Origin of the sequence: Paenibacillus borealis (assembly GCF_000758665.1) — a bacterium.
Taxonomy (GTDB): domain Bacteria; phylum Bacillota; class Bacilli; order Paenibacillales; family Paenibacillaceae; genus Paenibacillus_AQ; species Paenibacillus_AQ borealis.
On record NZ_CP009285.1, the window covers coordinates 687,627 to 712,631 of the forward strand.

At 52.8% G+C, this 25,005-nt stretch carries 22 protein-coding genes and 1 pseudogene; 18 read left to right on the plus strand and 5 right to left on the minus strand.

Annotation, left to right across the window (positions count from 1 at the left end; translation table 11 throughout):
- Positions 1–95: 95 nt before the first annotated feature.
- Positions 96–704 carry a superoxide dismutase gene (locus tag PBOR_RS03025; protein ID WP_042210399.1) on the minus strand — a complete coding sequence of 203 codons (609 nt, stop codon included), beginning with the start codon at positions 702–704 and terminating at the stop codon, positions 96–98.
- A gap of 479 nt (positions 705–1,183) precedes the next feature.
- Between PBOR_RS03025 and PBOR_RS03030 the strand changes: the two genes are divergently transcribed.
- From PBOR_RS03030 to folE, 5 genes and pseudogenes are all read left to right on the plus strand, one after another.
- Positions 1,184–1,603, plus strand: a complete 420-nt coding sequence (locus PBOR_RS03030) for a GNAT family N-acetyltransferase (protein WP_042210400.1) — start codon at positions 1,184–1,186, stop codon at positions 1,601–1,603.
- A gap of 209 nt (positions 1,604–1,812) precedes the next feature.
- Positions 1,813–2,430 carry a signal peptidase I gene (gene lepB, locus PBOR_RS03035; protein ID WP_081971889.1) on the plus strand — a complete coding sequence of 206 codons (618 nt, stop codon included), beginning with the start codon at positions 1,813–1,815 and terminating at the stop codon, positions 2,428–2,430.
- Positions 2,431–2,468: 38 nt separating this feature from the next.
- Positions 2,469–4,231: pseudogene (gene queG / locus PBOR_RS03040) on the plus strand (tRNA epoxyqueuosine(34) reductase QueG).
- A gap of 106 nt (positions 4,232–4,337) precedes the next feature.
- The gene (locus PBOR_RS03050; protein WP_042133331.1) at positions 4,338–4,589 is read left to right on the plus strand and encodes a YneF family protein; all 252 of its coding nucleotides are present in this window, start codon (positions 4,338–4,340) and stop codon (positions 4,587–4,589) included.
- A 54-nt stretch (positions 4,590–4,643) separates the two neighbouring features.
- Positions 4,644–5,237 carry a GTP cyclohydrolase I FolE gene (gene folE, locus PBOR_RS03055; RefSeq protein WP_039308661.1) on the plus strand — a complete coding sequence of 198 codons (594 nt, stop codon included), beginning with the start codon at positions 4,644–4,646 and terminating at the stop codon, positions 5,235–5,237.
- An 88-nt stretch (positions 5,238–5,325) separates the two neighbouring features.
- Here folE and PBOR_RS03060 read toward each other — a convergent pair whose 3' ends face one another.
- Complete coding sequence (locus PBOR_RS03060) at positions 5,326–6,513, minus strand: Fe-Mn family superoxide dismutase (protein ID WP_042210405.1); 1,188 nt, start codon at positions 6,511–6,513, stop codon at positions 5,326–5,328.
- A gap of 163 nt (positions 6,514–6,676) precedes the next feature.
- Positions 6,677–7,675, minus strand: a complete 999-nt coding sequence (locus PBOR_RS03065) for an alpha/beta hydrolase (protein WP_042218852.1) — start codon at positions 7,673–7,675, stop codon at positions 6,677–6,679.
- A gap of 280 nt (positions 7,676–7,955) precedes the next feature.
- Between PBOR_RS03065 and PBOR_RS03070 the strand changes: the two genes are divergently transcribed.
- From PBOR_RS03070 to PBOR_RS03080, 3 genes are all read left to right on the plus strand, one after another.
- Positions 7,956–8,705 carry an IclR family transcriptional regulator gene (locus PBOR_RS03070; RefSeq protein ID WP_042210406.1) on the plus strand — a complete coding sequence of 250 codons (750 nt, stop codon included), beginning with the start codon at positions 7,956–7,958 and terminating at the stop codon, positions 8,703–8,705.
- A 168-nt stretch (positions 8,706–8,873) separates the two neighbouring features.
- Complete coding sequence (locus PBOR_RS38285) at positions 8,874–11,090, plus strand: helix-turn-helix transcriptional regulator (RefSeq protein WP_052429307.1); 2,217 nt, start codon at positions 8,874–8,876, stop codon at positions 11,088–11,090.
- A gap of 199 nt (positions 11,091–11,289) precedes the next feature.
- Complete coding sequence (locus PBOR_RS03080; protein ID WP_042210407.1) at positions 11,290–12,324, plus strand: ABC transporter substrate-binding protein; 1,035 nt, start codon at positions 11,290–11,292, stop codon at positions 12,322–12,324.
- Positions 12,325–12,440: 116 nt separating this feature from the next.
- Here the strand turns inward: PBOR_RS03080 and acnA are convergent, their stop codons facing one another.
- Complete coding sequence (gene acnA, locus PBOR_RS03085) at positions 12,441–15,185, minus strand: aconitate hydratase AcnA (RefSeq protein ID WP_042210408.1); 2,745 nt, start codon at positions 15,183–15,185, stop codon at positions 12,441–12,443.
- A 483-nt stretch (positions 15,186–15,668) separates the two neighbouring features.
- Here acnA and PBOR_RS03090 point away from each other — a divergent pair, with 483 nt between their 5' ends.
- The 10 genes from PBOR_RS03090 to PBOR_RS03135 all read left to right on the plus strand — a co-directional run bounded on the left by PBOR_RS03090 (position 15,669) and on the right by PBOR_RS03135 (position 23,511).
- A complete protein-coding gene (locus tag PBOR_RS03090) occupies positions 15,669–16,697 on the plus strand; it encodes an amidase domain-containing protein (RefSeq protein WP_042210411.1) in 1,029 nt (342 codons plus the stop codon).
- A 19-nt stretch (positions 16,698–16,716) separates the two neighbouring features.
- Positions 16,717–17,808 carry a D-alanine--D-alanine ligase gene (locus PBOR_RS03095; protein ID WP_042210412.1) on the plus strand — a complete coding sequence of 364 codons (1,092 nt, stop codon included), beginning with the start codon at positions 16,717–16,719 and terminating at the stop codon, positions 17,806–17,808.
- Between the two features lie 47 nt (positions 17,809–17,855).
- On the plus strand, positions 17,856–18,173 hold the full coding sequence (locus tag PBOR_RS03100; protein ID WP_042210414.1) for a hypothetical protein: 318 nt from the start codon (positions 17,856–17,858) through the stop codon (positions 18,171–18,173).
- Positions 18,170–19,177: a UV DNA damage repair endonuclease UvsE gene (gene uvsE, locus PBOR_RS03105; RefSeq protein ID WP_042210416.1), complete on the plus strand. Its 1,008-nt coding sequence runs from the start codon at positions 18,170–18,172 to the stop codon at positions 19,175–19,177. Before PBOR_RS03100 ends, uvsE begins: the two co-directional genes overlap by 4 nt.
- 165 nt (positions 19,178–19,342) lie before the next feature.
- A complete protein-coding gene (locus PBOR_RS03110; protein WP_042210417.1) occupies positions 19,343–20,230 on the plus strand; it encodes an inositol monophosphatase family protein in 888 nt (295 codons plus the stop codon).
- 15 nt (positions 20,231–20,245) lie between these two features.
- Positions 20,246–20,536, plus strand: coding sequence for a hypothetical protein (locus tag PBOR_RS03115; protein WP_042210420.1), 291 nt, complete (start codon positions 20,246–20,248; stop codon positions 20,534–20,536).
- A 106-nt stretch (positions 20,537–20,642) separates the two neighbouring features.
- A complete protein-coding gene (locus PBOR_RS03120; protein WP_042210421.1) occupies positions 20,643–21,935 on the plus strand; it encodes a stalk domain-containing protein in 1,293 nt (430 codons plus the stop codon).
- Between the two features lie 105 nt (positions 21,936–22,040).
- Positions 22,041–22,604, plus strand: a complete 564-nt coding sequence (gene def, locus PBOR_RS03125; protein ID WP_042218855.1) for a peptide deformylase — start codon at positions 22,041–22,043, stop codon at positions 22,602–22,604.
- 5 nt (positions 22,605–22,609) lie between these two features.
- On the plus strand, positions 22,610–22,858 hold the full coding sequence (locus PBOR_RS03130; protein WP_042210423.1) for a hypothetical protein: 249 nt from the start codon (positions 22,610–22,612) through the stop codon (positions 22,856–22,858).
- A gap of 32 nt (positions 22,859–22,890) precedes the next feature.
- Positions 22,891–23,511 (plus strand): hypothetical protein, encoded by a 621-nt coding sequence (locus PBOR_RS03135; protein WP_157763961.1) that lies wholly within the window; start codon positions 22,891–22,893, stop codon positions 23,509–23,511.
- 120 nt (positions 23,512–23,631) lie between these two features.
- On the opposite strand, the gene PBOR_RS03140 is transcribed toward PBOR_RS03135, so the two are convergent.
- The gene (locus PBOR_RS03140; protein ID WP_042210425.1) at positions 23,632–24,948 is read right to left on the minus strand and encodes a glutamate-1-semialdehyde 2,1-aminomutase; all 1,317 of its coding nucleotides are present in this window, start codon (positions 24,946–24,948) and stop codon (positions 23,632–23,634) included.
- Positions 24,949–25,005 lie beyond the last annotated feature (57 nt).

The following is a 25,005-nucleotide window of genomic DNA, read 5'->3' on the forward strand; positions in this document are numbered from 1 at the left end:
GCTTCATCCCCAGCAGCACAAAAAACCGGGAGCACCCACAAGGGTGCTCCCGGTTCTGTTATACCATAATGCTGCGGTATCACAGCCGCAGTTCTTTATTTCGCGCTTTCGTAACGTTTGCCGACTTCTTCCCAGTTCACTACATTCCAGAACGCCTTGATGTAGTCAGGACGTTTGTTCTGGTAGTTCAGGTAGTAAGCATGCTCCCATACATCGAGGCCAAGGATTGGTGTTGCGCCTTCGCTGATCGGGTTGTCCTGGTTAGGTGTGCTGGTAACAGCAAGCTTGCCGTCTTTCACGACGAGCCAGGCCCAGCCGCTGCCGAAGCGTGTAGTAGCTGCAGTAGCGAAGTCTTCTTTGAATTTATCAAATCCGCCCAGTTCGCTGTCGATTGCAGCAGCCAGTGCGCCTGTTGGTGCGCCGCCGCCGTTCGGTCCGATAACTTCCCAGAACAAAGTGTGGTTGGCATGTCCGCCGCCGTTGTTGCGAACAGCAGTACGGATAGCTTCCGGTACAGCGTTCAGGTCAGTCAACAGCTCATCGATGCTCTTGTCTTGCAGTTCAGGTGCTTTTTCCAGTGCGGCGTTCAGGTTCGTCACATAAGTGTTATGGTGCCTGTCATGATGAATCTCCATCGTCAAAGCGTCGATGTGTGGTTCAAGAGCGTTGTTTGGATAAGGAAGTGCCGGTAATTGAAATGCCATGGAAAAATCCCTCCTGAGTATATTAGAATTTGTATACATAAAGAATTTTGGCGGTCTTGACGTCAAAACCCCTTATTTCCGATGCGGCTTGTAGGTTAAAGATCCGTTGAGATACTATTATTAAAGCGTATCTGGAACAATAATGCAACATTAAACAAACATTAGTGTTTAAAAAGTCTTTTTCCTTTCCTAGCTCACTACATATGTTAAGGCTGTGTTAAAGTTATATAAATTCCCCAGGAACGGGCTTTTAGCCGGCATAATTTCCTAAATCATGTAAAAATGAAACAATATTCATTGAAAACGCTTTATATCAAGCGCTTTCAAAAGAAAATTGATGATATCGCGAGAAAAGTGTGCTTTAATAGATTTAAAAGCAGGTATTCCTCGGTTTTTGATGCTTTTTTCCTCTTTATACTGTTATGGAAACTCCTTCTTTTTGTAAAATTCTAAGCCATAGAAAAGGGAGACTTTTAAGTATGCACGTTCGTTCCTTTCAATTAAGCGATGTTACTCCAGTGACTGAATTGCTGCAGACCGCATTATCGGAAGAATGTTTCGAGAGCACGATCGAGCCCTTCTCCAGGCAGCTTTCATGGGATTCAGATCTCATTGTAGTTGCAGAGGATGAAGGAGAAATCATCGGTGCACTGATTGGTACGATTGAGAAGAACCACGGCTGTTATTTCCGCATTGCCGTCCATCCTGAATACCGCCGCAGAGGAGTCGGCAAGAGTCTCGTATCGGCGATGGAACACAGATTCCAGGCGCGTAAGGTCAGTGGTATTTTTGTAGCAGTAGATGAACACAATTCCTTCGCACTGCCGCTGTATGAGGCCATGGGTTATGGTGAGGACCAGATCTTCAAATCGGTACGCAAGTTGAGCATTGTCGGGTAATTTACTTTGAACCGGTGCTGTAAGCGGAAACAATTGGTAGAGTAGAGAACTATTGCGGGCTGGACTTTTAGAATAAGGTCATATCTGCATAGTCTGTTTCATTATACTAAAGCATATCTTCCCAGTGTCCATTGCATTGCAAATGGGCGGAAGATATGCTTTTCTATTGTTATGGACTTATAAACCCAATCGAAGCAAGTAGGTGGCCTATGAACCGGGAGCTTGAAGAAGTATTCATGCGGAGCCGCAAGCAAAGATACAGATCCGTCACCCATAACAAGTCCAAACTGGAATCAAGAAGAATTTGGCTTAGGGATATGCGGGAGTGGATCATCACCGCGGGGATCGTATTCGCAATAATGTCACTGCTTAATATTTTTGTGTTCAATGTATCTACTGTAATAGGCCAATCCATGCAGCCTACCCTCTATGAGGGGGAGAAGCTGATTATTAATAAGATTGCACTGAGCTTCGGGAATCCGGGCCGGGGTGATATTGTTGTTCTGCATGACCCCAGTAACGGACCGGACCGTAAGGAGTATCTGGTTAAGCGGATTATAGGTATTCCCGGTGATATAGTGGAAGTTCGGGACCAGCAGCTCTACGTCAATGGTAAGGTAGTGGATGAGCCCTATATCGATACGGCAATTGAAGATCCGGATTTCAGCGAAATGACTGTGCAGGAAGGCACCTACTTTGTGATGGGGGATAACCGCCATGCCGGGGCCAGCAAGGACAGCCGTTATTTCGGCGCTGTTGCACAGGAGAGCATTGTGGGGAAGGCATCCCTGATCTGGTGGCCTGTAGCTAAGATGAGAGTTTTGTAAGACTATTGTATAGACATATCAACAAAGGAGAGGCGGAAATGAATTCTAACTTCCAGTCACCTTATGCTCCGCCGCCTTCCAAGTGGGAGGATCTCAAGGCTGCAATCAAGGCTGCTGCGCCGGCGCTCGGTATTGACGATATCGGGTTCACCACCGCAGAGCCGTTTTTATATTTAAAAAATATCCTGCAGGAACATAGGGACAACGGGTACGACTCGGGCTTCGAGGAGCCTGATCTGGACAAGCGGACGGTTCCGGCGCTGAAGTCAGGAGAGAAGCCGCTCTCTATTATTGCAATTGCTGTAGCCTATCCCTCCAAAATGGAGGATCCGCCCAAGTCTGAACCTGGTGCACGCAGAGGCATACTGGCCAGGGCATCGTGGGGGCAGGACTATCATCATGTACTCCGTGAAGCGCTGGCGAAGCTGGAGAACTTCATCCGCGAGCGTGTTCCGGATGCCGTACTGGAGAGTATGGTGGATACAGGCGCGCTTGTAGACCGTGCGGTTGCAGAGCGGGCGGGCATCGGGTTCAGCGGCAAGAACTGCGCGATTATCTCCCCCAAGTGGGGATCGTGGATCTATCTGGGGGAGATGGTGACGAATATTCCGCTTCCTCCAGACCAGCCGGTGCAGGAAGGCTGCGGGGACTGTACGAAATGCATTGATGCCTGCCCTACCGGCGCACTGGTTGGTCCGGGACAGCTCAACGCCCAGGCCTGCATTTCCTATCTGACACAGACTAAGGGGTTCCTCAGTGAGGACTACATGACCAAGATCGGGAACCGGCTGTACGGCTGCGATACCTGCCAGATTGTCTGTCCTCATAACCGCGGTAAGAACTGGAACCACCGTCCGCAGCTGCTCCCAGATCCGGAGATTGTTAAGCCGCTGCTGATGCCCATTCTGGATCTGAGCAATCGTGAATTCAAGGAGAAATTCGGCAGCAGCTCGGCTGCATGGCGGGGCAAGAAGCCTATCCAGCGCAATGCGGTAATTGCGCTTGGCAACTTCAAGGAAGCCTCTGCCGTGCCGAAGCTGACCGAGATTCTGCTGCAGGAGCCGCGTCCGGAGATGCGCGGGACTGCAGCCTGGGCGCTGGGGCGCATCGGCGGCAGTGAAGCCCTTACAGCCGTGGAACAGGCACTGCACAAGGAAGAGGATGTTACGGTGCGGGGGATGCTGAACCGGGCACAGGACAAGCTGCTGGAGCAGAGGGAGGCGGATGAAGAATGAATCACCGGCTGGAGAAGAGTGAGACAGAAGCTTCACTCTATTATAAGGAGATCAGTTCAATCATTGGTCCTTTGACGCTATGCGCGACAGCTTCAGGATTGTGTATGATCAAGTTCGGCACCTATGAAGCGAACTCGGAGACGATTGCAGGCTGGGTGAAGGCGCAGCTGGGACCCGCTGCACAGATTTATGCGGATGCCGGCAGTCTGTCCGAGGCTGAGCGGCAGCTTGCGGCGTATTTCTCCGGGCAGCTGCAGAGCTTCAGTGTGCCGCTGGATATGCGCGGGACGGTATTTCAGCGCCAGGTATGGGAAGCTCTGCTCAGCGTGCCTTACGGGGAGTCGGCTTCTTATAAGGATATTGCAGTGAGAATCGGCAACCCGCAGGCTGTACGTGCTGTCGGCGGGGCGAATAACCGCAACCCGGTTCCGGTCATTGTACCCTGCCACCGGATTATTGGCGCCGGAGGCTCGCTTGTCGGTTATGCCGGGGGCCTGGGCATCAAAAGCCGGCAGCTGGAAGCGGAGCAGGCGGGGCCCGGCTTAAGCGGCACCTATCTCTTCTGAAGCACGGGATTTGCCAATTGCTGTCCAGTTGTTGAAATGCTATGATAGATTCGCGTGCCTTAAAAAGGGGCATTGCCAGACAATAGAGTACAAAGGTGGACTACAGATGAATATTGCATTGCCTATTATTACGCTTGTTGTAGGTCTGATTGGCGGATTCTTTATCGGTGTGTACTATCTGCGCAGACAAATGACAACGATGCAGAATGATCCCGAAATGCTGCAGAAGGTTGCTAAGCAAATGGGATATAACCTGAACGGAAAGCAGATGCAGCGTGCCCAGCAGATGATGAAGAACGGCAATCAGCCGGGGCGTGCTCCAGCGGCAGCCAAAGGACAGGCCCGCAAGAAGAAATAATCGTGCAAGGGAAATAGATAAGAGTCAGCTGCAGGTGCGGAAGGGGGAGATTTCATGGGGAGCATCAAGGAGTACATGAACGGGAAGGTTTCTGTAAACCGTGAGCAAATCGAGTATCATGTTGAGAAAATATTAGAATTGATCGGTGAAGATACCAGCCGCGAAGGTTTGCTGGAAACACCGGCCAGAGTCACGCGGATGTATGAAGAGATATTTGGCGGTTATTCGATTGATCCGCGCGAGGCGCTGGGCGTAACTTTCGACGAGTCTCACGAAGAGCTTGTCATTGTGAAGGATATTGTCTACTACAGCCAGTGCGAGCATCACATGGCTCCTTTCTTCGGCAAAGTGCATATTGGCTATGTCCCCAGCGGACGTATTGCCGGACTCAGCAAGCTGGCCCGGCTCGTGGAAGCGGTCAGCCGGCGCCTGCAGGTGCAGGAGCGCATTACAGCCCAGATCGCTGATATCATGACAGAGGTGCTGAATCCGCACGGTGTGATGGTGGTCGTCGAAGGAGAGCATCTGTGTATGTGTGCCCGGGGCGTGAAGAAGCCCGGCAGCAAGACGGTTACCATGGCGACCCGGGGCACTTTCCGTGAGGATGCTGCAGCCCGGGCCGAGTTTCTTGCACTGATCAAAGAATAGAGCGCGGGAATTATATCCCCTGAGCTTATACAAGACAAAGCCCGGCAGTCACTTTCGAGTGGCTGCCGGGCTTTTTTGGGGACAGACCTCAAAAAGGCTGCCAGACCAGCTTACGGGCGGCGCTGTACCGCTCGGATACATAAGGCCAATTGACGACTTTCCACCAGTCCTGGATATAATCCGCGCGGTTGTTCTGATGCTTAAGGTAATAAGCATGCTCCCATACATCCAGTGCCAGCAGCGGAACAACATCCCACTGGGACAGATTCTGATGCTTCTCGGCCGTCAGAATCTCCAGTCTGCGGCTGCGCGGACTCCAGACCAGAATGGCCCATCCGCCGCCCTCCACTTTATTGGCCGCTTCAGTGAACTGTGCCTTGAAGGCATCGTAGCTTCCGAAGCTGCGTTCTATGGCATCCAGCAGTGCTCCGGACGGGCGGCCGCCTCCCTGGGGGGACATTACATTCCAGAAGATCGTATGCAGATAATGACCGGCCCCGTTGAAGGCAAGCTCCCGCTCCCAGTGCTTAACCAGATCATAATCGTTGTTCCTGCGGGCTTCCGCCAATTTATTCTCTGCTTTATTCAGTCCGTCTACATAGCTCTGGTGGTGTTTGTCGTGATGTATCATCATTGTCTTCTCATCGATGTAAGGCTCCAGTGCATTATAAGCATAGGGGAGCGGGGGCAGCGTATGCCCGCCAATCGGGACGGAGCCCAGATCACGGGATTCCCATAGAGGGATCGTCAGGGCCGCCGCTTCTTTGGGAGGGTCTCCGCTTATGGAGACGGCAGGGACAGCAGCGGATTCAGCCTGCTCTACAGGATTCTGCCGCATCATTCCGGCACCGTATTCCGGGGCATTCAGAGCCGTAAGCACGGCAAGGAAATACTCTGATTCGCAGATGAAATGCTGCACCGCGCTTTCGGCCAGTGGTGAGGCGCTCACGGCACTGCTGGCCTTCATCATAGCCTGCAGCTGCCGGATGAATTCACTTGACTGATCACAGGCCGTATGCAGCAGCAGCTCTGTTTCGGCGGCAAGGGTTCCCGGACCGCCGAAGGCCGGAGTCTGTATACTTCCGAGCAGGTGACACGCCGCCTGTTCCGTAGCTATGAAGACTACCGTCCATTCCTGGAGCAGCTTGACATAAGGCTCCTCCAGACCTGGAGTGATCTGGATAAGAAACCCGGCATGTTCCTTCTCCTGTTTTTTCCAGAAGGCGATTTCCCCTAGAATGTGCACTGGCAGCGGCGCACCGGATACATATTGCATAGCATGCAGTCCTCCCGTCCTGAATTTTCAACGCTTCATTATATGACCGGGACGGGCCGCTTATGTGAAGGGATTCGAAGGGATTAAGGGAGCACGGTGAACAAACCAAAAAGCATGCGCAGATTGTATAAGGAAATACATCTGCACATGCTTATTCAACATATTATTGGCTGGCGGCCTGACTTCCGCTGTCCCCGCTGATTTTGGCCAGCTGAACATTTCCTAGGAAAGCAGAGACACGTCGCAGATACTCGCGCGGATGCTCGCGGAACAGCAGTTCATGATGGCTGTCCTCCACAATCCATGAATCGGAATACAGGTTGGTCTGGTTTGCGGCGAGCTCTTCGGCAATCGGATATGGGGCTTTCTCGTCCTTAGTACCGTGCATGAAGAGTACCGGGAAGGGATAGTCCTCGGATTTCACCTTGGCATAAGGAATCTGATTCAGCCCTGTACCGTTCAGCACCGGGAATAACAGCTCCATAATCTCCAGTGAAGGCTGACGGGGGAGATCTATATTCTGCTTGATATTGTGATAAAGTGTATCCGGCTCCAGCAGGAAGGTACTGTCCAGTATCATTGCATCCACGTCTTTGGTTACGAGACCCGCCTGCAGCGCGGTGCCCGCACCCATGGAGAAGCCCCAGACTACGATTTCGTTTGCACCCTTGTCCTTGGCAAATTCTATTGCCCCGAGGAGCTGCTGGGATTCCTTTTTGCCGCCGGTAGCAATATCCTTATTGACCTTGGAGGCGAAGCCGTAATCAAACATAACCACATTGAATTTCAGGCTGTGCGCATAATGGGCCAGGTCGTACATGGGAACCCAGCTTTCCTCGCGGTTAGCGCCGTAGCCGTGGCTGAAGACAATGGTCTTCGTGGCCCCCTCTGAGGGAATATACCATCCCTGCATGATACGGCTGCCGTCCTTCGCCGGAAAGGTTACCTCCTCATACGCCAGCCCTTTAGCAAGATAAGGGTTAGAGTAGAGGGGGGCTACAGTAGGATTCGAGAGCACCCAGGCAATATAACCGTGCAGGGCGATGAAGCAGAATAAAAAGAAGAAGAACACGGATAACAGCAGAGAGACAACAATATGCTTAACGCGTATCATCCGTAATGAAATTAAAGGTATGGAATTAGGCTTATCCTCGTTAGGCATACGGGAGACCGGCGAGCCGGGGTGACTTGTTGCCAGATCCATAAGGTCCCCTCCTAAAAATAGTATGGGCATAAATACTTCATATATTTAATCGTAGGGTTATGCCCTTACAAAGTCAATGAATTCAGCGGTTTTGTAATGTAACTGTAAACTGGGGCCCAACCTTTACCGTACAGTGAATATGCTGGACTTTCTTTGGACTTTTGCACTAAGATAGAATGGATCTGAAGAATAATGTAACCAGGTTTCAATAGGTGAAACACGTGAAGGGGAGATCAGGGTGGAAGACCGGAAGCTGACTGTACGCGCCGTGGAACGTGCGCTGGATATATTGCTGTGCTTCACTCAGGATAATGATTATGACCTCAGTCTGACGGAGATTTCCGCCAAGATTGGACTGCATAAAAGTACGGTGCACCGCCTGCTGACCACGCTTGAAGAAAAGGGCTTTCTCCAGCGCGATGAGGGCACGGAGAAATACCGGCTGGGGATCCGCATCTGGGAGCTGTCAACGCATTTGCCGACCCTGAATGAACCGGCGGTACTGCTGCTGCCGGCGATGGAACGGCTGCGTGACCGTCTGGGAGAGACGGTCAGCCTCTATCTGCGTGACAATCTGGAGCGCGTGCGCATTCAGGCCGTGCAGAGCCGGCAGGCGATCCGCCGGGTGGCGCAGATCGGCGCAAGGCTGCCGCTGTCTGTAGGCGCATCGAGCAAGGTGCTGGCCGCTTACGCGCCGCCGGAAGTGCAGGTCCGGCTGCTGGCCGACCCGGCATGGCCGGAGGCTGTAGACCGGAGCCAGTATCTGGAGCAGCTCAAGGAAATCACCCGCTGCGGATATGCTACCAGCTTCGAGGAACGCGAACCGGGTGCGGCGGCAGTGGCGGTGCCTATCGCGGGGCGTGCCGGGGGAGTGGTCGCGGCGCTCTCACTTTCCGGTCCGGTCAGCCGTCTTTCACCGGAGACACTGGAGGAGTATGCAGCGATTCTGGCAGAGGCTGCGGCTGAAATGGGCCTGATGATGGGCTGAAACGGTGATGCCTGTTACATACCGGAATTAAGGGGTAATTTTAGTAAATAGAGACTAATAAGGCTTGCGTAATCCATTGTATATCTAGTTAAAATGAACTATTATTAAAAAATATTAGTTACAAATATTGAAAGATATGAAATGTAATCCAGAGCATGAGGTGATGGGATGAAAGCTGTAATACCCGATTCACTGATGGGAGAAATTCAAGAGCTCCAGGATACGTTCGGTTCTGTCACGAGTCAGGCTATTGTGCTTACGGATCAGGCAGGGAATATAGTAACCCGTCCAACGCTTTACGGAATATTCTATCAGAAGATGTTCAATTCCCTGCAGGAGACAAGGCGCCCTTTCGAGCCGGCATTGCTCAGACTGGGGCCCTTATCGCATCCAGCGGTATTGGAGGAATGGGTTCCGGGACTTAAGTATGTGGTTAGTCCGCTGGTTCCCGATTATGGCCAGACTTACTATTTGTGGTCGGGTCTATACATGGAAGAAGGCACCCGGGAGCTTGTGCTGCAAGGGTTTGAGGCCAAAATGAGGAATCACCCCCAATATGATGAGTTACGGGCGGAACTGGTTGCTATGCCTGAGCTTAGCCGGGAGAGTATCGGTAGGGTCAGGGGCAAACTTGGCGTTCTTGGAAACATACTGTCTAAATTACTGGCGGGTTATGTACTTAAGCCTCTGGCGCAAAGAAGCGGCATGGTGATTTCGCAGCTGCTCTCCAATCTGGAAGAGGATTTTTTGAAGGTTGAGGATGTTTTGCAGCAAATGGCAGGTACGTTCTCCGGTGCTGATTTGTATGCTTTTGCCATAGAGGACGAGGCCGGCGGGTATAAGGTGAAATATTCCGCCGGCAGAGAAGCGAATCTATTGATGAATGCCAAGTTCCAGCAGGGGGACGGGTTTATGGGACAAGCTGTTCTCGGCAGGGAACCCCGGCACTGGCAAGGCGTTGCCAAGGATCCCAGATCGTTTTTCTTCACTCAGCGCGGAATTACGCAGCCGGAGTATTTGTCATGCTATCCGGTACAGATTCATAGCGGCAAAAAAGCGCTGCTGCTGGCTGTGGGATTCGGTGAAATCCGCCAGTTACAGGACCATGCCCAGCAGGAACAGATGGTTGCTTCTCTGCTGGGGTTATCCGCACGGGGGGAGAAGCTCCTGCAGCGTGAAACCCTGCGCAATGAAGCGACACTGAGACTGAAAGAAGCGGCATGCCTGCTGCCGCAGACTGCATCAACCCAGGAACTGGGCATGCAGCTGCTGGATATTATTATGGGGATGCCGTTTTATCCTTCATCTGTGCTTGTGTATTTTGAGAAGGCAACCGGAGGCAGCCACTACGCCAAAGGCTGGAGTCTGGAGGCCGTTGCTCACTATGTCCAGGATATTGAGGAACGTTATTCACCCCAAGCGTTTCTCTCCTCCGCTATTATCCATGAGGATGGGGAGGAACAGGTCCTGCTGGAATGTCCGCTGATTGCCGAGAAGGTATTCAAAGGCATCCTGGCCGTAGGCTTCAGACGCCGCAGTGAAGCGGAGGAATGGCTGACATTTGCCAGCTGTCTGGCCAGTCTGGCAAGCACGGCAATCCGTCTTATTGAGAAGGATAATAAGCTTATGAAGCAGGCCGGGATATTCCTCGGGCATACCCGTGACTATCTGCGCAGCAGCAATCCCGAGCTGCAGCGCTTGTCGCAGGAGGCTGCTTCAATGGCTCATGAGCTTGCCCGCTATACAGGCCTGCCGGAACGGGAGGCGGAACAGATGAAGACCGCCTGCCTGCTGGCTCCATTCAAGCTTGATGCTCTGCTGAGATACGGCTTCTACCAGGAAGAGCTGCTTCTGCTGAAGCAGGTGGATCAATTAGCTTCGTTCTATTTCGAGATGGATAAGCCGGCGGTTTCTTTACCCGCTCAACTGCTGGCCCTGGTACTTCTTCATACCGGCAAACATGCGGACAAGGAGCAGCTTGCAGAATCAGATCTGGAATGGATCGATCCCTCCCGCTATACTCTGGATGATTATGCAGCCGGAGAGATTGACAGTGAACCGCGCTCTGCCTTTCAATCGTTTCTGCGCAGCCGTTCCGATTCGCAGGCCATGAAGAGAACGGTCTCTGCGGTCAAGCTGCTGAACAGCGCTTCATTGAAGACGCCTAAGGAAGAATGGGGAATCTCGCCGCGTGAAGAGGAAGTGCTGGAGCTGATCATTCTAGGCAAGACGAATAAGGATATTGCTAGTGCCTTATTCATCAGTGAGCATACGGTTAAGAATCATCTAAGCCGTATTTTCACCAAAATGAATGTAACAGACCGCTCACAGATTATTGCTCTGGTCTATAAAAGAATACTCGATTCTGAGCGGATAGAGATCTGATCAGAAGCCGGTTATATCTGTTTTGCTCCTTATGGATATCCATCCCCTTTCTGTTGAAAGGGGATTTTTTGCGGATACCTGCAGCAGGAAGACGAATGCACAATTTAAAAATTTAATAAATGAAGTTGTCAGAGAGAAAGAGCTGTGTTATATTTTTATTGATAATGATTATCAATATCATATACATAGGGGGATCATTTTGCGACATTCTAATAAAGGTTTGGTGCTTATCGTGTTCACCCTGGCCCTGGCTCTGTTACTGGCAGCTTGCGGCCAGTCGGCTAATAACTCTGCTACAGATTCCGCCGCTGCAGCTAATAGCTCCGCAGCTTCTCCTACAGCGTCTTCTGCGGCTTCTCCTGCTGCTGCAACAGGCAATGCGGATTCAACCGCTGATGTAGAAATGGTCACTTTCCAAGACAGTGCAGGAGAAGTTCAAGTACCAAAGAATCCGCAGAGAATCGTTGATACCACTGCGTTCTACACGGGTTATTTCCTGGCATTAGGCGTTAAGCCGGTAGGAGTCATGGAGGGGGCAATGGGCAATCCATATCTTGCCGGAATGCTCGATGGCGTGGAGTCGCTCAGCAATGATGTAACACCGGAGAACATCCTTGCCTTAGATCCTGATCTGATTATCGTATACACTGGTACGGAAGGCATCGACAAGCTGAAGGAGATCGCTCCGGTAGTGCAGATTCAATACGGCTCCAAGAATTATAAGGATCAGATGCTTGACTTCGGCAAGCTTACGAACAAGAATGATGAAGCCAAAGCCTGGGTAGATAAGTGGGAAGCGAAGATTGCTGAACTGAAGCCGCAGGTACAAGCTGCCGTAGGCGACAGAACCGTATCCATCCTGAATCCATACGCCAAGGGATTGTTTGTATTTGGTCATAACTATGGACGCGGCGGAGAAATTCTGTATGGGGAATTCGGCTTGAAGGCTCCGGCAGAAGCCCAGAAAGAGGCGATTGACAGCGGGACGGGCTGGGCCTCGATCTCTCTGGAGAAGCTTCCGGACTTTGCAGGAGACATAATCTTCACCTGTCCTTGGTCAGGAGATACTTCAGATCCTAAGATTGTATATGACAATCCGCTTTGGGCAGGCCTGCCTGCGGTCAAAGCCGGCAACGTATTCCAGCTTAACCCGGATGCAGACACGTATAATGATCCGGTATCCCTGGAGGCACAGCTGGATTTCATTACAACAAGCCTGCTGTCCGTGAAATAATCCAGTATTGAAATAATGAAGCTATCTGCAATTCTGCATATAAAAAGCTGCGCCGGCGTCAGAAAATATCTGATGCCAGCGCAGCTTTTGTTATTATTCAAGCCTATATTAGCGGGTTATTCTACCGGCAGAGCCGTTTCCGAAGCAGTGGCATCAGCCAGCATCTGGCGGAGGACCGTTTGCAGAATACCGCCGTTACGGTAGTAGTCGATGTCAACGGTGCTGTCGAGCCGGGCAATGACCGGGAAGTCGAACTGGGTTCCGTCCTCGCGTGTGGCAGTGACGGTCAGCTCCTGACCGGGAAGGACATAGTTGTCGAGACCGGTAATGTCGAAGGTCTCACGTCCGGTCAGCCCCATGCTGCTCCAGCCATGGCCTTCCTGGAACTGCAGCGGCAGTACACCCATGCCGACGAGATTGCTGCGGTGAATCCGCTCGAAGCTCTCGGCGATGACGGCTTTGACTCCCAGCAGCAGCGTGCCTTTGGCGGCCCAGTCACGCGAGCTGCCGGTGCCGTACTCCTTGCCGGCGATGACGATCAGGTTCTGGCCGGCCGACTGGTACAGCATGGATGCATCATAGATCGACATCACTTCGTCGCTCGGCAGGAAGGTGGTTACCCCGCCTTCCGTTCCGGGAGCCACTGCGTTGCGGATCCGGATATTGGCGAAGGTACCGCGCATCATCACTTCATGGTTCCCGCGGCGTGAGCCGTAGGAGTTGAAGTCGGCGCGCTCTACGCCATGATTACGCAGATATTCTCCGGCCGGACCGGAGGTGGAGATATTTCCGGCTGGTGAAATATGGTCCGTAGTAACGGAATCTGCAAGCAGCGCGAGAACACGCGAGCTGCGGATATCCTTTATATCAGAGGCACCGTCTGCCAGATGCTCGAAGAATGGCGGATTCTGAATGTAAGTGGAATTGTCATCCCATTCATACAATTCGCCTTCCGGTACCGGAATGGAATTCCAGCGCTCATTGGCCGTGAAGACATTCTCATATTTGCTGCGGAACATTTCCGGACTAAGAGAGAGTCCTATAGCTTCGCGGATCTCGGCAGTAGTAGGCCAGATATCGGCCAGGAAGACAGGCTCACCCTGCGGATCGTAACCCAGCGGCTCGGTCTTCAGGTCGATATTAACGGTGCCGGCGAGTGCGTAGGCTACCACGAGCGGCGGTGAAGCCAGATAATTGGCCTTGACCTGGGCATGCACACGGCCCTCGAAGTTACGGTTGCCGGATATAACAGCGGCCACGGTCATATCATGTTCTGTAATGGCCTGGCTGACTTCATCCGGCAGCGGGCCGGAGTTACCGATACAGGTGGCGCAGCCGTATCCGGCCAGATAGAAGCCCAGAGCTTCCAGCGGCTTCAGCAGATCGGCCTTTTGCAGATATTCTGTAACGACCAGCGAGCCGGGCGTCAGGCTGCTTTTGACATAACCGGGTTTGGTCAGGCCGCGTTCAACAGCTTTCTTGGCGAGCAGGCCCGCTCCCAGCATAACGCTTGGGTTGGAAGTATTCGTACAGCTGGTAATGGCGGCAATCACTACGGCTCCTGTGCTGAGCTTGCTGGTGCTGCCGTTCTTGTGCTGCACTTCCACGACTTCGGCAATCTTCTCATCACTGAGGCCATAGCCGCCCTTGTCGACAGGTGTGCGGATGATGCCTTCAAAATTCTCTTTCATATGGGTCAGCTCGACCCGGTCCTGCGGACGTTTCGGTCCGGCCAGGCTGGGAACCACAGAGGCAAGATCCAGCTCGATGATATCGCTGAACTTAGGGTCCGGTGTATCTGCGGTGCGGAACATTCCCTGCGCTTTGTAATAATCGCCTACCAGCTCAACCAGCTCATCCGGGCGTCCGGTGCTGCGCAGATAGGCCAGCGTCTCGTCATCTACCGGGAAGAAGCCGATCGTTGCCCCATATTCAGGTGCCATATTGGCAACGGTTGCTCGGTCCGCCAGACTGATATTGGCCAGGCCAGGACCGTAGAATTCGACAAATTTGCCGACTACGCCTTTCTTGCGCAGCATTTGGGTAACGGTCAGGGCGAGGTCAGTAGCAGTGGCGCCTTCCATCAGGCTGCCGGTCAGCTTGAAGCCAACGACATCCGGTGTCACGAAATAAAGCGGCTGTCCGAGCATTCCTGCTTCCGCTTCAATGCCGCCGACACCCCAGCCGACTACGCCAAGGCCGTTAATCATGGTGGTATGAGAGTCGGTTCCGACCAGGGAATCCGGATATACAACTGTTTCACCGTCGATGGTCTTGGTGGTAGCTACAGAAGCCAGATACTCCAGGTTAACCTGATGCACAATCCCTGTTGCCGGGGGAACCGCGCGGAAGTTGTTGAAGGCGGTCTGTGCCCAGCGCAGGAAGCGGTAACGTTCCTCGTTGCGCTCGAATTCAACGTTCATATTATATTCCAGTGCATCGGCAGTTCCGAAGGCATCGACCATAACCGAATGGTCAATAACCAGGTCAACCGGCACAAGCGGATTAATCTTCTTAGGGTCGCCGCCGGCTTTCTTGACGGTGTCGCGCATAGCAGCAAGATCAACGACTACCGGTACACCGGTGAAGTCCTGCAGTACAATCCGTGCCGGAATGAAAGGGATTTCTTTATTACGGTCAATGCCGCCGGACCAGTCGGCCAGCTGCTTCACGTGTTCTTCTGTAATCGCCCGTCCGTCATACTGGCGGACAGCAGCCTCGAGTAACACCTTAATGGAGAATGGCAGGGATGAAATGTCGCCCGCGCCTTGTTGTTCCAGCGAGTTCAAATGATAGTAGCGATAAGTTTTGCCGCCTGATTCCAGGTTCTTAGCTAGTAGGAAATGGTCCTTGCTTGGCATATATGCGCCTCCTCGTTTCATCTGGTGAAACTACATTTCATATTTCTTATACTTTAAGTATAACGGTTGCAAAGAGGGGAGTAAAGTTTTTTTTCCTTCTTCATGGAAGGTTTGTAAGAGGAGGAAACAGGGGGGAATTCAGCGGAAATGCTGTTCGTTCTGCTGGTCTCAGAAGGCAATTAGATAAGTTTCTCCATTATTGGAATATAAAATTTATATGCTTCCTGCTGTAAAGCCTTTTCTGCTTATTTTCAGCCATCCGTAGAGCGGGTTGTCTCCCGGATTCAATTGGAGTTAAATCGTTCCCGTCCTGTATAGCTGCAGGCAATCGATCATATACATAGGACAGCAGCCAAAATGGCAAATGGAAACGGCTGTGCCGTCCTTTTGAACACGACGGCACAGGTTCAGCGAGATATAGAAAGATAATTTATAGTGTCCAACCTATAAATTCTTATATTTGAACGAAAGGGCGGAGAAGGAATGGAGCAGCAGTGGAAGAAAAGTCTCTATGTCTATGTGGATCAGCTGAACAAGGGGCGGGTTGCACCTGGAATTGAACCGCGCCAGACCACAATCAAGGATCCGCGGTTTCTGGACGAACAGCGTACACGCTTCCGCCGTATTGCGCAGTGGTACAACCGGCGGGGGATCACTCCGCTGCGCGGGGAAACAGGCGTCAGGACGCTGCGTACCGTGCGGCAGAATCCCGACGAGGTGGTTGCTGATGTGGCACTGCACAGCGCATTCTATTATGAGAAGGGCGGAATGACCCACCGCGAGGATGTGATTGAGTCTGAGCGTCTGACCTTTGTGCGGAAAGATGGAAACTGGGAGATACTAAACGTAGAGCGCAGTGTTCCCGAGCGCAATGCTGTGCGCAAAGTGGTGGAGACCGAGCCGGCCCTGCGGCTGTCGCAGTGGGGGGAAGTGCTGCCTGCACCACGGCCATCGCAGCCGCTGCTGAACCGCAGCGTGCTGCGCGGAGTAAGCGGCGCAAGAGAGGTCCGCTACCGCCGGGAAGAGGCGGCGGCATATGCCGACCGCTGGTGGAAGGACGGCAATCCGGAGTTCGAAATTTTTGAGGTGGACTGCACTAATTATGTCTCCCAATGTCTCTTTGCAGGGGGAGCACCTATCAACTATACTGGTAAAAGAGAAACGGGCTGGTGGTACAAGGGCTATAACGGAGCACAGGAATGGTGGAGCTTCAGCTGGGCGGTTTCAGACAGCCTGCAGCGTTATTTGAGCGGGGACCGCAGCAGCGGCCTGCGTGCTGAAGTTGTCGAACGGCCGGAGCAGCTGATGTTGGGCGATGTGATCCAGTACGACTGGGACGGCAACGGACATTACCAGCACAGCACGATTGTCACCGCTTTTGACGCAGGAGGCATGCCGCTGGTGAACGCCCGGACGGTCAGCAGCCGCCACCGCTTCTGGGATTACAAGGATTCCTACGCCTGGACGGACCGCACGGCCTACCGTTTTTTTCATATTAATGACTACTTATAATTCAGAAAGAGGTTAGGGCATGGGGAACGCTAAATTAACCGTAGGACTGGTGTACGGCGGCAAATCCGGAGAGCATGAGGTATCGCTGCAGACGGCTTATGCGGTTATGAACGCTTTTGACTACGATAAATATGAGATTATTCCGTTCTACATTTCCAAACAGGGCGTGTGGAAGGTAGGTGCAGCCCTGGAGGCTCCCTTCAGCGCAATTGAACAGCTTAAGCTGTCCGGAGCTTCCGGTGATATGGGTATGGCCTTGAATGCCTTGTTCAGCGGACTAAGCGGTGGAGACTCCATTGTGGATGTAATGTTCCCGCTGCTGCATGGCACTAACGGGGAAGACGGCACCATCCAGGGGCTGTTTGAAATGGCGAATATTCCGTACATTGGCGCAGGCGTGCTCGCTTCATCGGCGGGTATGGATAAGGTTGTCATGAAGAAGCTGTTCGGCGAGGCCGGTCTTGATCAATGTGAATATTGTTATTTCAATGCAGCGAACTGGAAACATAGAAGCCATGAGCTGATCGTTGGTGTGGAGGATAAGCTGGGGTATCCGGTATTCGTGAAACCGGCCAACCTTGGCTCAAGCGTAGGCATCTCCAAAGCAGTCGACAAAGAAAGTCTGATCAAGGCTGTTGATTATGCCTTCCGTTATGACACGAAGGTCATCATCGAGGAATTCGTTGATGCCCGCGAGGTAGAAGTTGCCGTACTTGGCAATGAAGAGCCGGATGCTTCGGTTCCGGGTGAAATCGTCTCTTCCGGCGAATATTATGACTATGCGGCCAAGTACACGGACGGCAAATCGCAAATGCTGATTCCGGCACCGGTCGATTCCGAGGTGGCAGACCGCCTGCGCGAATCTGCACTGATGGCCTTCAAGGCCATTGAGGGCAGCGGGATTACCCGGGCCGACTTCTTCCTGCGGAAGTCTGACGGCAAAATTCTCATTAATGAAGTGAATACAATGCCCGGCTTCACCCCGTTCAGCATGTATCCTCTGCTGTGGCGCGAGACCGGCGTTTCTTACCAGGCGCTGCTGGACCGGATGATTGCGCTGGCGCTTGAACGGTATCAGTTCAGACAGGGACTTAAGTACGATAACGAATAATATATGGTGATCGGCGGGAGCATTCCGGCCGGGAAGGAGAGAGAAGCATGGGGTTTCAATCAGAATTCAATTCAGTGTGCAAATTCAAGAATGAACAGGAGCTATACGAGCTGCTGGAGTACGGACGCACCAAAATGGTGAAGCAGGGCTTCCGTGTATACCCGACCGGCCAGAAGGTCATCGCCTACAATCCCGAGAATGTTGCTGTAGCGATAGTCAAAATTTCAGCTTCCATTGCTGAAATTAACTTTCAGGGCAATGAGGTCACAGCTGTGGAGATGGACCTGGTACGTAAGCTGAATGAGGAAGAGTCGCGGATACAGACGGCTCTCGCCTACGAAATGTTCTTCGGGGAAGAAGGATGATTGTCCGCTTCGGCTATGTCGCCATGTCTACCATCATCCCGGACTGTTCACCCTCTAAGACAATGACTATGGCAAGCTTCAGCAAGCTGGGCGACCGGGAAGCCGGACTCCGTAAGCTGGAGGCAATAGCACGGATCAATCTGCATAATACACTCCGCCTGCTGAAGCATAATTCAGGCTCGGATATTATGGTCTACCGCCTGACCTCCAAGCTGGTTCCGCTGGCGACCCATCCTGATCTGGCGGACTGGCATCCGCTGTCTGCACTGGCGGAGGAATTCGCTGAAGTGGGCAATTATGTGAAGAAACACGGCATGCGGGTCAGCTTTCATCCGGACCATTTCACGGTCCTGAGTACTCCTCGCCCCGAAGTGCTCGCAAGCTCGATCCGTGACCTGCAGCATCATGCAGATATGCTGGAGGCCATGGGGCTGCCGGCAACCGCCAAGAGTAATATTCATATTGGCGGTGCTTATGGGGACAAGCCTCTGTCTGCGGCGCGTTTCTGTGAGCAATGCTCCGCGCTGCCGCTGGCACTACGGGAACGGATGACGCTGGAGAACGACGACAAGACGTTTAATGCGGTGGAGACACTGGAGGTCTGCCGCAGCCTGGGACTGCCGATGGTGCTGGATATTCATCATCAATGGGTCAACAATGAAGGCGAGCTTCCCTGGGAACTGTGGCCGGAGATCCAGAAGACATGGACAAGCAGCCTTGCCCGGAAGGATGTCCCGCCCGGGGAGCTGCTGCCTCCGAAGATTCATGTGTCCAGTCCGCGCAGCCCGTCCGATCCGCGGAGTCATGCCGACGGCGTGGAGCCGGCGCCGCTGTTTGCTTTTCTGAAGCGGATAGCCGAAGATACTCCGGCAGTGGATGTCATGATTGAAGCGAAGCTTAAGGACGGCGCATTATTTGGTCTGATGGAGGCTATGAAGGAGCTTGCACAGGGCGGGAACGGAATTACGGTACTAAACGGAGCCAGCGTGAATATACAAGCATAACAGGTAACAAACAAGGGGATTAGGCCTTATTACGGTGCCAGTTTTGACTTGATAAGTGTGCTGAAATAGGGTACGTTGAATGAAAGTTGAGCAGCAATTTGACGTCCTGCGCGTAACAGCGTTCCATGGGAGAACGATCATGCTCAAAGAAAGCGGAGTGAAGAGATGAGTCCTGTAAGTCCTGATAACCGAAATGAACGGGAACCCTATGTAGTTACTAGTAAGGGACATACGGCGGCGGCCATTAATGCTGCAGCCAAAGCGGGGGAATGGATCAAGAGCAGACAAGGCCAGGTGAAGGAGCTGGGCAGCAAGACATCCGCCCAGGATCTGGTTACGGAGGTCGATAAAGGTGTGGAGCAAATGATCCGCCGGCTGATCCTGACCCATTATCCCGACCATGCCATCCTTGGAGAGGAAGGCGTGCAGCCTGGTGCGGACGCGCTGACTGCTGCCCTGGATGAAGCGCGGGAGCATGAGTATCTGTGGATCGTTGATCCGATTGACGGCACCACCAATTTCGTGCACGGCTTTCCTTTCTACTGTGTCTCAATAGCCCTCGTCGTTAAGGGGGAACTGACAGTCGGTGTCATTTATGATCCGATCCGTGACGAAATGTTCGTTGCCGAGAAAGGCAAAGGCGCGTATATGCACGGGATTCCTACGGCTGTATCGGCGGAAGCGGAGCCCGGAAGCAGCTTGATTGCTATGGGCTTCCCGCCGGACCGGGTATTCGCCCAGCCTGCTAATATGGCCGGACTGCAGCAGATTCTGCCACAGGTGCGCGGCGTTCGCGCCGGCGGCTCGGCAGCGCTGCACCTGGCATATGTTGCGGCAGGCCGGGTGGACGGTTACTGGGAAGTCGGCCTGAGTCCATGGGACTGCGCGGCCGGTGTACTGCTGGTGCTGGAATCCGGCGGGAAAGTCACTGATACCCTGGGCAATCCCTACGATATCGGCACACGCCATGTAGTGGCGAGCAATGGACGGTTACATGATTATCTGGTGACCTCCCTGCAAGCAGCAGATGCCACAGGATTCAAGAAGCAGTAAGGAGGCGGCATTGCCATGAGTGACAATGATGATCTGGAGCGCAGACTGAGTGAGCTTCTGGAGGATGGCGAGATGGAGCCGGTTGACCGGCAGGCCAAGGAGATCCGCCAGATTTCGCCCAAATATGAGATACGGATACAGACTACGCTCGATCCTATAGTCGAAGAAACGCGCCGTTACCGCAAAATAGCTTATGAGCTGGACAGCCGGTATGATAAATATATGCAGCGTTCTGAACAAATAAGCGGCCCGTCTAGCGCGGGCGGCCCTAAGAAATCTACAGAATCCGGCAGCGGAGAGCAGTAAGCCGCAGCGGTCTTCAGGAGCGGTTTTCCGATTTATCGGGAAACCGCTCTTTTGTGCAGCGTGGCTGGATGATAGAATGGAATTATACTAATTTAGGGGGAATACGATGCTGAAGACATGGAGAAGATTCATATCAGCCGGAACTAGCGGGTTGCTGCTGTTCGCCGTATTAATTAATGTGCATGCAGGCCCTGCCGGTGCCGCTGCTGCAGCCGATACGCAGGGTTCGGAGCAGGATGTCTTTCGCATCGTAGCACTTGGAGATTCTATTACTGCCGGGTATGAACCGGGTATGACCGATCCCAGTGTGAAGCCGTACGGATACGCCGAGAGATTACTGGAGCAAGGCTGGTACCACGGCAGAAGCACACTCAGCAATTACGGCATCTTAGGTCTGAAGACATCCGGATTGCTTCAGTATACCGCAGCCATCAAGGACGGGGCGGCGGCTACTCCTGAGGGAATTCAGCCGGGGCTGCCTGATCCGCGGATCGCCCAGTTTGCCGCTATGACTCCGCAGATTAGAACAGAGCTTGCTGCAGCAGACTTGATTACGATTACTATAGGCGGTAATGATGTCAGCAGTCTGTTCCTGAATGTTAAGACACTTACGGAGGCTGACTTCACAGCCCAGCTTGCAGAACGCCTTGCGGCGTACAGCAGCAATGTGAAATCGGCGCTGGACAATATCCGGGCCGTGAATCCCATGGCAACGATTCTGCTGGCTGATCAATATCAGCCTGCTCCGCGAATTGCCCTGGGCGCTTCATATGACAAGCTGATGAGTGCCGCTGCGCAGTTTACAGTAGCCGCCGAGAATATCGCAGCTACCTTGAACCAGGCGGGAGCGCCCGTGAAGGTAGCCCATGTAGCCGCGAAATTTGCCGGTGTAGAGGGATCACTCACCCATATTATCGGGGCAGGAGCGGCAGACTTCCATCCGACCCAGCTGGGCTATGAACGGATTGCCATGGTCTTCGCAGAACTGCAATGGGGTGAATATCTTACTCCTGCAGCTGCAGTGATGACTTCAGCCACCGCACCGATGTCAATTGTAGTAAAGGGGACTACACTTAACACTCCCAATAAGCCCATTCTGAAGAATGGACAGAATTTCCTGGCACTGAAGGACATTCTGAATGCGGTCGGCGCAACCGGCAAATGGGATAACAAAACCTCCAGCGCGACGATTATTTACGGCGGAAGAACCGTGGTGATTACGATTGGCTCCAAGACGATTAAGGTGAATGGTGCGGATGTGGCGATTGATACTCCGGCTTTCCTGCAGAAGGTCGGCAAAGAGGATAAAACTTATCTTCCGCTCGCCGCGCTCGCTACCGGACTTGGCTTCGATGTGAATTACAGCAGCAAGCTGCGGACAGCTTTCATTAATCCATAATCGCACATAATATATCAGTATTGCATAATAAAATCAGGCCCGTATGGCAAAGGTGGATGAACGCAGTTGTCTAGTACAAAATATAATGCCGGATATATAATCACGATGGATGATATCGTGCGTGAAGGTGATCCCGTACTCCGGGCGGTAACAGAACCCGTGCAGCTGCCGCTGCAGGAAGAAGACCGTGAGGCATTGAAGTGTATGATGCAGTTCCTGAAGAACAGCCAGGATGCCGAAATGTCTGCCAAGCATAAGCTCCGTTCAGGGGTGGGCTTATCCGCCAATCAGATTGGATTGAAGAAACGGATGTTCGTAATGTATCTGAAGGATGATAACGGTAAAAATGTAGAGTATACCTGGGTGAATCCCAAGATCATCAGCCATTCTCTGGCAATGGTATATTTACCGGAGAGCGAAGGCTGCCTGTCCGTGGACCGGCCTGTACACGGCTTTGTGCCGCGGTATGAGACCGTGAAGGTACGGGGTTTTGATCTGAGCGGTCAGGTGATTACCCAGAAATTCAAGGGCTATCAGGCGATCGTGATTCAGCATGAGATGGATCATCTGGACGGGATCATGTTCTATGACCGGATTAATCCGCAGAACCCGTTCAAGCTTCCGCAGGATGTGGAGATCCGCAGCCTGTATGAGCAGAAGGGTAAATAGCAGAGATGAATATTGAAGGATTGCCGTTAACCCTTCTGTATACAGGATTGGCAGTAGTCATTGCGCTGGTTTTTGTCTACAGGATCAGAAAAGATACATTCCATAAGCACATCATGGCGGAAGCGGCCATCGTTGTAAGTTATGTGGTAGTCGCCATTGCGGGAGGCAGTATGCCGCTTGCTGTGCGGCTGGTGACCCCGCTCGCGGTTGCTGCGCTGTTCATGTATGGACGGCGTAAGAGCGGCGGGAGCTGATCAGTTCAATCTGAAATCGGGAGTGAAGCGTTTTGGAGTGGAACAGAGTGGCGATAAGAGGGTTGCAGAATGTATACAACGATGAAGCGAAGCAGATTGATGAGCAGATTCTAAGATTAGTGCGGCAGCGGAAGGAAGTCTCAGGAGGGAAGCAGCTGTTTCCGGACACGGAGCTTCTGCAGCAATGGTCTACAGAACTGGGGCTGGAGCTTTCGGAAATATCGCTTGTCCTGGGCAGTTTGAATGAATCTGTGCCCAGACGCCACTTTTGGGAAGAACCGGGAGCATTGCTCGGAGTGCTCCCAATCATGAAGACAACACGGGATGGGGATTTCGAATATGCGCTCACTCATTCCATGCAGTATGAGAATCTGAGTATTCTTTCGGTCGAAATCAAGTGTATGAAGGAGACAGTAGAACGCATCAGCATCGAAGCCCCTCTTACACTTGTAATTCTGGGAGGAGAGAGTGAATATGAGGTGCAGATGCATGGGGGCCGGGGCGGCGGCGCCCAGGTGCAAATGCAGTTTATGATCTCGCCTCCGCTTCCGGAGAAGCTGGATGACATTGCATTCTCTCTAGTGCCTGCGGGTGGAGGTCTTAGACGCCCGCGTTATGAGGAAGTCACTCTGGATAAGCAGATCGATTTCTAGTGAATATGCAGGATATATTGGATGTGAAGAGAGGCTGACCCCAAACGGGGTCAGCCTCTCTATATATTTCATGAAAAATAAATTCGAAAAGATATTGCAGAACATCAATTCTTAAAGCAATTATTGCTCCGCTGCCATAGCCGCAAACGAGGCTTCTGCTGCCTCCAGCGTAATATCAATGTCGGCGTCCGTATGGGCAGTGGTCAGGAACCATGCTTCATATTTGGAAGGCGCCAGATTAATGCCGCGGTTCAGCATATGGCGGAAGAAGCTGGCGAACATTTCACCGTCGGTATCCTGCGCTTCATCATAATTCGTGATCGGGTGGTCACAGAAATGTGTAGAGAATGCGCCGCGGATCCGGTTGATGGTTAATGGAATGCCGTGACGTCCGGCAGATTCCTGCAGGCCTTCGGTCAGGCGGATCGCGAGCCGTTCCATCTCGTCATAGACACCCCCGGCGCTCAGCACCTCAAGGCAGGCAATCCCTGCCGAGATCGAGGCGGGGTTACCGGCCATCGTTCCGGCCTGATAAGCCGGACCCAGCGGAGCGACCTGCTCCATCACATGCTTGCGTCCGCCGTAAGCACCGATAGGCAACCCGCCGCCGATGATTTTGCCCAGAGCAGTCAGATCGGGAATGATATCCTCATGGTTAGCAAGACCCGCATAGGTCTGGGTGGAGCCGTAATGGAAACGGAAAGCAGTGATGACCTCATCATATATGACAAGCGAGCCGTTCTCATGCGTCAGCTTGCACAGGCCTTCGAGGAAACCGGGATGCGGCATAACCATGCCGAAGTTGCCGACAATCGGCTCGACCATAACGGCGGCCACATCTTCGCCCCACTTCTCAAGTGCCTCCCGCAAGCCGTCCAGGTCATTGAAAGGTACGGTGATGACTTCCTGGGCGATGCTGGCCGGAACGCCTGCACTGTCAGGGATGCCAAGCGTAGAAGGTCCAGAGCCTGCAGCTACAAGCACAAGGTCGGAGTGGCCGTGGTAACAGCCGGCAAATTTGATGATCTTGCTGCGCTTCGTGTATGCGCGGGCCACGCGGATAGTTGTCATAACGGCTTCTGTACCGGAGTTGACGAAACGTACCTTGTCCATGGAAGGAATAGCTTCCTTCAGCATTTTGGCCAATTTGATTTCAAGCTGGGTCGGCGTGCCATAGAGCAGTCCGTTCTGGGCAGCCTCTGTAATGGCAGCAGTGATATGCGGGTGGGCATGTCCGGTAATGATCGGGCCATAGGCGGCCAGATAATCAATATATTCATTGCCGTCCTCGTCCCAGAAGCGGGAGCCTCCGGCGCGTTTCATGAATACGGGGGCACCTCCGCCCACGGCCTTGAAGGAACGGGAGGGGCTGTTGACGCCTCCTACGATATGCTGCAGAGCTTCCTGGTATAAATGTTCTGATGTGCTGCGGTTCATGGAATAACATCCTTTCGTATGTCCAGGCGCAAGGGAAAGGGCGAACCGGCGGCTAAT